Annotated in this window: 6 protein-coding genes; 5 read left to right on the top strand and 1 reads right to left on the bottom strand. The window is 62.0% G+C overall.

The features are described from left to right. The 4 genes from ACTO5E_RS10070 to ACTO5E_RS10055 all read left to right on the top strand — a co-directional run. Nucleotides 1-685 (top strand): UDP-N-acetylglucosamine 1-carboxyvinyltransferase (locus ACTO5E_RS10070; protein WP_489687103.1); only part of this gene is annotated, 685 nt, incomplete at its 5' end. Between the two features lie 3 nt (nt 686-688). Further along, nucleotides 689-1561 (top strand): hypothetical protein, encoded by an 873-nt coding sequence (locus ACTO5E_RS10065; RefSeq protein ID WP_482303354.1) that lies wholly within the window; start codon nt 689-691, stop codon nt 1559-1561. 59 nt (nt 1562-1620) lie between these two features. Continuing rightward, the gene (locus ACTO5E_RS10060) at nt 1621-2403 is read left to right on the top strand and encodes an MBL fold metallo-hydrolase (RefSeq protein ID WP_482303353.1); all 783 of its coding nucleotides are present in this window, start codon (nt 1621-1623) and stop codon (nt 2401-2403) included. Beyond that, nucleotides 2403-2873, top strand: a complete 471-nt coding sequence (locus ACTO5E_RS10055) for a 23S rRNA (pseudouridine(1915)-N(3))-methyltransferase RlmH (RefSeq protein WP_482303351.1) — start codon at nt 2403-2405, stop codon at nt 2871-2873. Before ACTO5E_RS10060 ends, ACTO5E_RS10055 begins: the two co-directional genes overlap by 1 nt. A gap of 284 nt (nt 2874-3157) precedes the next feature. Here the strand turns inward: ACTO5E_RS10055 and ACTO5E_RS10050 are convergent, their stop codons facing one another. Further along, entirely contained in the window at nt 3158-4177 is a 1020-nt protein-coding gene (locus tag ACTO5E_RS10050; RefSeq protein ID WP_482303355.1) for a PTS sugar transporter subunit IIC, read from the bottom strand. Nucleotides 4178-4867: 690 nt separating this feature from the next. On the opposite strand from ACTO5E_RS10050, the gene ACTO5E_RS10045 reads away from it, so the two are divergent. Continuing rightward, nucleotides 4868-5226, top strand: a 359-nt coding sequence (locus ACTO5E_RS10045) for a glutaminase (RefSeq protein WP_482303349.1), incomplete at its 3' end; no start/stop codon positions are given.

Below are 5226 nucleotides of genomic sequence, written 5' to 3'. Positions count from 1 at the left end.
CGCGGATATCCGGGGCGCGGGCACGGATACCATCAAGATTCACGGGGTGCAGCAGCTGCGGGGGGGGACTTATGCCATTATCCCCGACCAGATTGAGGCCGGCACCTATATGCTTGCCGCCGCCGCCACCCATGGGGACGTCACTGTGAAAAACGTGACCCCCAAGCACCTGGAGTCCATCTCTGCCAAGCTGGTGGAAATGGGCGTAACCGTGGAGGAGGGGGACGACAGTGTGCGGGTGGTGTGCAGCGGCCAGCTGCGCAAATGCAATGTAAAGACCCTGCCCCATCCTGGCTTTCCCACAGACATGCAGCCTCAAATCACCACCCTGCTCACCACGGCGGGGGGCATCAGCATGGTGACAGAGGGTATTTTCAGCGGCGGACGCTTCAAATATGTGGACGAGCTGCGGAATATGGGCGCGAAAATCACCGTAGAGGGCAGTCTGGCAGTAGTAGAGGGCGTCCCCATGCTCAAGGGCGCGCCGGTGCGGGCTCTTGACCTGCGGGCCGGAGTTGCCATGGTACTGGCCGGTCTGATGGCCGACGGGGTGACCCAGGTGGAGAACATCAAGTTTATTGAGCGGGGCTATGAGAACATTGTCGACAAGCTGGCGGGGCTGGGCGCGGACATCCATCTGCAGCGGACCCCGGACAGCTATGGCAGCAATTACCGCCTGGGCTGAGTTATGCCGGTAAGAAGGCGTTATGAGGCCAGCGCCGCCCAGGTGCTGGCGCTGCAAAACCCGGACGGCACCTGGGGCAGTCAGTTTCACACCCTGTCCATGCCGGACCGCCGCCGGGGACTGATGACCACGGAACAGGCCCTGCGGCGGCTGCGCATTCTGGGCTATACCATAGAGGACGAGCCCATCCGCCGGGCGGTGGACTGTATGGTCAGCTGCCTGCGGGGGGAGAGAACCATCGACAATTACTGGGAGAAGGGCCACGACTGGGCCCTGTTCACCCGGCTGATGCTCTCCACCTGGGTGCGGGAGTTCTGTCCGGAGGAGCCCGAGGCCCTGGCCTTTGCCCGGCAGTGGGCCGGTGTGGTGGAGTCTGCTTTTACGGAAGGGCGGTATCATGCCGGGAGCTACCGTCATGCCTATACCAACACTTTCGGGGCCCCGCCCCGGGGCGGACGGGAGCGGGACTTTGTGGATTTTTACCATGTAAGCCTAGTCAAGGGCCTGCTGTCGCCGCAAACCGAAGCCTGGTTTCTGGACTATGTGATCGAGAAGCCGGAGGGCATCTATTATATCTGCGACGGCCCAGTGAGCCGTCCACCCAGAGAATTTGCCGGCCGAGAGACCGTTCGCTGGCTCAGCGCGGTGGAGCTGCTGCTGGGGTACGGTCAGGCGGCACAGAAGCTGGACTTTGCGGCGGACTGGCTGGAAGCGCATCGGGACGGGTCTGGCCAATGGGACCTGGGGCCTCAGGCCAAAAACGGCGTTCAGCTGCCGCTGTCCCTGTCCTGGCGAAGGAAAGGGGCCCGGCAGGCAGACCACACCCAGTGGGTGGGGGATATACTGGGCCAGCTCAGGCCCGAGCAAAAGCAATAAGAGGACATGCACCCTGTCCGGTCAGCCCCGGCAGGGCCGTTTTATGAGGAGGAAGGTATATGGCTCGTCTCTGCCCGCTGTTTTCCGGCAGCTCGGGGAACAGCTACTATATTGGCTCCCGCAGCGCGGGGGTGCTGATCGACGCAGGCCCCTCCTGCCGCAGGATGGAGGGCATTCTGGGCCTGTGCGGCATTGAGATGTCTGCTGTAAAGGCCATTTTGGTGACCCATGAGCACAGCGACCACATCGGGGGCATCCGGGTGCTGGCAAAAAAGCATGATCTGCCGGTATACGCCACCCCCGGCACGCTGGACGCCATGGCCCCCCAGGTGGGGGACGTGGAGCTAATCGACATCTCCGGCGGCGCGGAGCTGGCCGGTATGGAGGTGCGCCCCTTTCCCGTGTCCCACGACTGCGCCCAGCCTGTGGGCTACCGCATACATACCGGGGACGGCAGAAATTTTTGCCTGGCCACAGACCTGGGGTATCTCTCGGAAGAGGTGAAGGCCGCGCTGACAGGCTGCGACGCGGTGGTGCTGGAATCCAACCATGACGTGGAGATGCTGCGCATGGGCCCCTACCCGCCCCCTCTCAAACGGCGGATTTTGTCCAGTCAGGGACATCTCTCCAACAGGGCCTGCGCGGGCATTCTGCCCTGGCTGCTACAGTCTGGGGTGCGGCGGTTTGTGCTGGCCCATCTTAGCCGGGAGAACAACAGCCCCCAGCTGGCAGAAGCCGCCAGCGTTGCCGCCCTGACCCAGGCCGGGTATGTGCGGGAGGTGGACTACCTGCTGGAAACCGCGCCGGTAGAAAATTTTCAGGGCAGGACGGTGATTTTCTGATGCTGGGGGTGCGCATTGTCTGCCTGGGCAAGCTGCAGGAGCCCTTCTGGCAGGGGGCTGTGGCGGAGTATCAGAAGCGGCTGCAGAGCCTGTGCCGGCTGGAGCTCATCCAGCTGCCTGAGGAGCGGCTGCCCCAGAACCCCTCCCCGGCCCAGATTGCCGCCGGGCTGGAAAAGGAGGCGGGGCTGATCCTCCCCCGGCTGCGGGGAACTGTCTGCCCCCTGTGCATTGAGGGCAGGCTGCTGGACTCGCCAGGTATGGCGGCGTTGCTGGACCAGGCCATGCAGTCGCCGGGCAGCGTGACCTTTGTCATTGGCAGCTCTCACGGCCTGGCCGGGCGGGTGAAGCAGGCAGGGCAGGGCATCTCCATGTCAAAAATGACCTTCCCCCACCAGCTGGCCCGGGTAATGCTGTGCGAGCAGGTGTACCGGGGACTACAGATTTTGCGGGGCAGCGCCTATCATAAATAGGGGTATGTCTGCAAGAGGTGTTCCGGCGACAGAGTGCACAGGGCGAACTCAGGGAGCCTCTGACATTCGTTGTACGAAGTCTGACATTCACTGCACGAAGCCTCCCTGAGACCCCACCAGCACCTTAGACACCCCGACCTGCGTGTACTACAAGGTGAGGGGATGGTGGCGGGATTCTGTCCCACCACAGTCTGTGACATGCTTGGGAACAAGGCCCCCTGCCGCGAGGTTGTGTTATATCAAAAAAGGACCTGGCTTGCGCCAGGTCCTTTTTCTTAAGTAGGTTACACATCCAGCTTCATGTCGCCAAGCTTCACCCAGCCCAGCCGGCGCAGGCCCAGGTCAATCCCCAGGGCCAGCAGAGCCGGCAGGATAACACACACCAGCCCCAGCCCCAGCCAGTCAAAGGCAGTGATTGCCGCCTTTGCGCCGGTGGCTACATCGTTCACCCAGCCGGAGTACACGCCGATCTGCCCCACCAGACCGCAGGTGCCCATGCCCGAGGCCACGCCCCCAGAGGGGTCGTTCATCTGCAGGCCGAACACACAGGTGGCAATGGGCCCGGTGACTGCTGAGGCCAGCGTGGGGGCAATCCAGATGCGGGGGTTTTTGATAATGTTTGGCACCTGCAGCATGGAGGTGCCCAGCCCCTGGGCCACCAGCCCGCCCCAGCTATTCTCTCGGAAGCTGATGACCGCGAAGCCGATCATCTGGGCGCAGCAGCCTGCCACCGCGGCTCCTCCCGCCAGGCCCGTCAGGCTGAATGCCGCGCACAACGCCGCCGAGGAGATGGGCAGGGTGAGGGCAATGCCTACCAGCACAGACACCACAATGCCCATCCAGAAGGGCTGAAGGACCGTGGCATCTTTAATCAGCTGGCCGAAGGCAGTAGCCACCGAGCCAATGGCCGGGGCGAACAGATAAGCCAAAGCAGCGCCCGAGCCGATGGTCACCAGGGGGGTGACCAGAATGTCCACCGGGGTCTTTTTGCTGACCAGCTTGCCCAGCTCGCAGGCAGGAATAGCCAGCAGCAGCACCGCCAGAGGACCTCCCCCGCCCCCCAGCGCGTTGGAGGCCGTGCCCACCGCAGTCAGGGAGAACAGCACCAGCGGCGGGGCCTTCAGGGCAGAGCCAATGGCAATAGCCATAGCGGGCCCGGCCATGGACTTGGCAAAGCCCCCAATCTCCTCCAACACGGGCAGGCCAAATTGGGCTCCCAAGGTGGAGATAATGGTCCCCACCAGCAGTGAGGCAAACAGGCCCTGGGCCATGGCGCTCATGGCGTCTACAAAGTAGAGGCGCAGGTAAGACTTGGCGGCTTCCCAGCCGCTTTTTTTGCCGGGAGCCGCTGGGGACACAGGGGGTGTTTCAGTATTTTTGCTCAAAGGGAAAACTCCTTCCGATGCCGGAAGGTGCGCCGACAGGGCGCAGCCCTCCGGCAGATATGTTTTTTGATTGGCAGAGAAATCTATATTCGCTATGTTGCCCAGGCCGGACAGCCGGTTTGGGTCGGGAGAACGCCGCCAGAGGTCTTCCGGCTGTGTGGTCGTCTCCGTCCCTACTGACGGTTCCTGCCCTGCCTGGACCGTGTTGGGTTTTCCTATCATTATATCGATTATGGCGAGATTGTCAAGAGGGTAATGAGAAAAAGCGGCGTTTCCTCAGAACTGTCCCACTGCAAACAGGGTGGAGCTGTGTCGGCAAGGGAGAGGCCGCCGTGTTATGGAGCGGTAGAAAGCAGATAAAGAGCGTCTCTTACCACCCATGTATAATTACAGTATGGCGGGGCGAGCCCTTCCCCCAGGCCGGGGACTCCGCAATTTGCCTGGCACTTGCGTCTCCACCGCTTCTATGGTAAAATGTGTTCTGACGAACACAAGGAGAAGCCCTGAAGCGCGAAGCGCTTCTCTTTTGCTACGCAAAAGCACCGGACTTCTCCGAACAGATTTATGGTATAATACAGTCAGACGAAAAAGCGGAAAGGGAGCGAGACCATGGAGGAACTGCTGGAACAATTATTGGAGGAATGCCGCCCCTATACCAGCCAGGGTAAAACCGCAGACTATATCCCGGAGCTGGCAAAAAAGGACCCGGACGCCCTGGGCGTCTATGTTATTGGCAGCGAGGGCAAGCACAGCTGGGCCGGAGACTGCCGCCAGGGCTTTACCCTGCAGAGCATGGTCAAGCCCATTCTGTTGCTGCAGGCCCTGCTGGACAACGGCACAGAGGCGGTGCAGTGCCGGGTGGGCGTGGAGGCCACCGGCAAGCCCTTTGACGCCATTAACGCAGGCGACCGGGCCCTGGACAGCCGGCATATCAACCCCATGGTGAACATGGGGGCCATTGTGATGTG

Source organism: Acutalibacter sp. (assembly GCF_056800975.1).
Note: the sequence above shows the minus strand (reverse complement) of the source record. Positions and strands in the feature narration are given on the sequence as shown.

Coding starts and splice junctions, on each gene's coding strand:
- ACTO5E_RS10065 (WP_482303354.1), top strand. CDS start 689: ATGCCGGTAAGAAGGCGTTATGAGGCCAGCGCCGCCCAGGTGCTGGCG.
- ACTO5E_RS10060 (WP_482303353.1), top strand. CDS start 1,621: ATGGCTCGTCTCTGCCCGCTGTTTTCCGGCAGCTCGGGGAACAGCTAC.
- ACTO5E_RS10055 (WP_482303351.1), top strand. CDS start 2,403: ATGCTGGGGGTGCGCATTGTCTGCCTGGGCAAGCTGCAGGAGCCCTTC.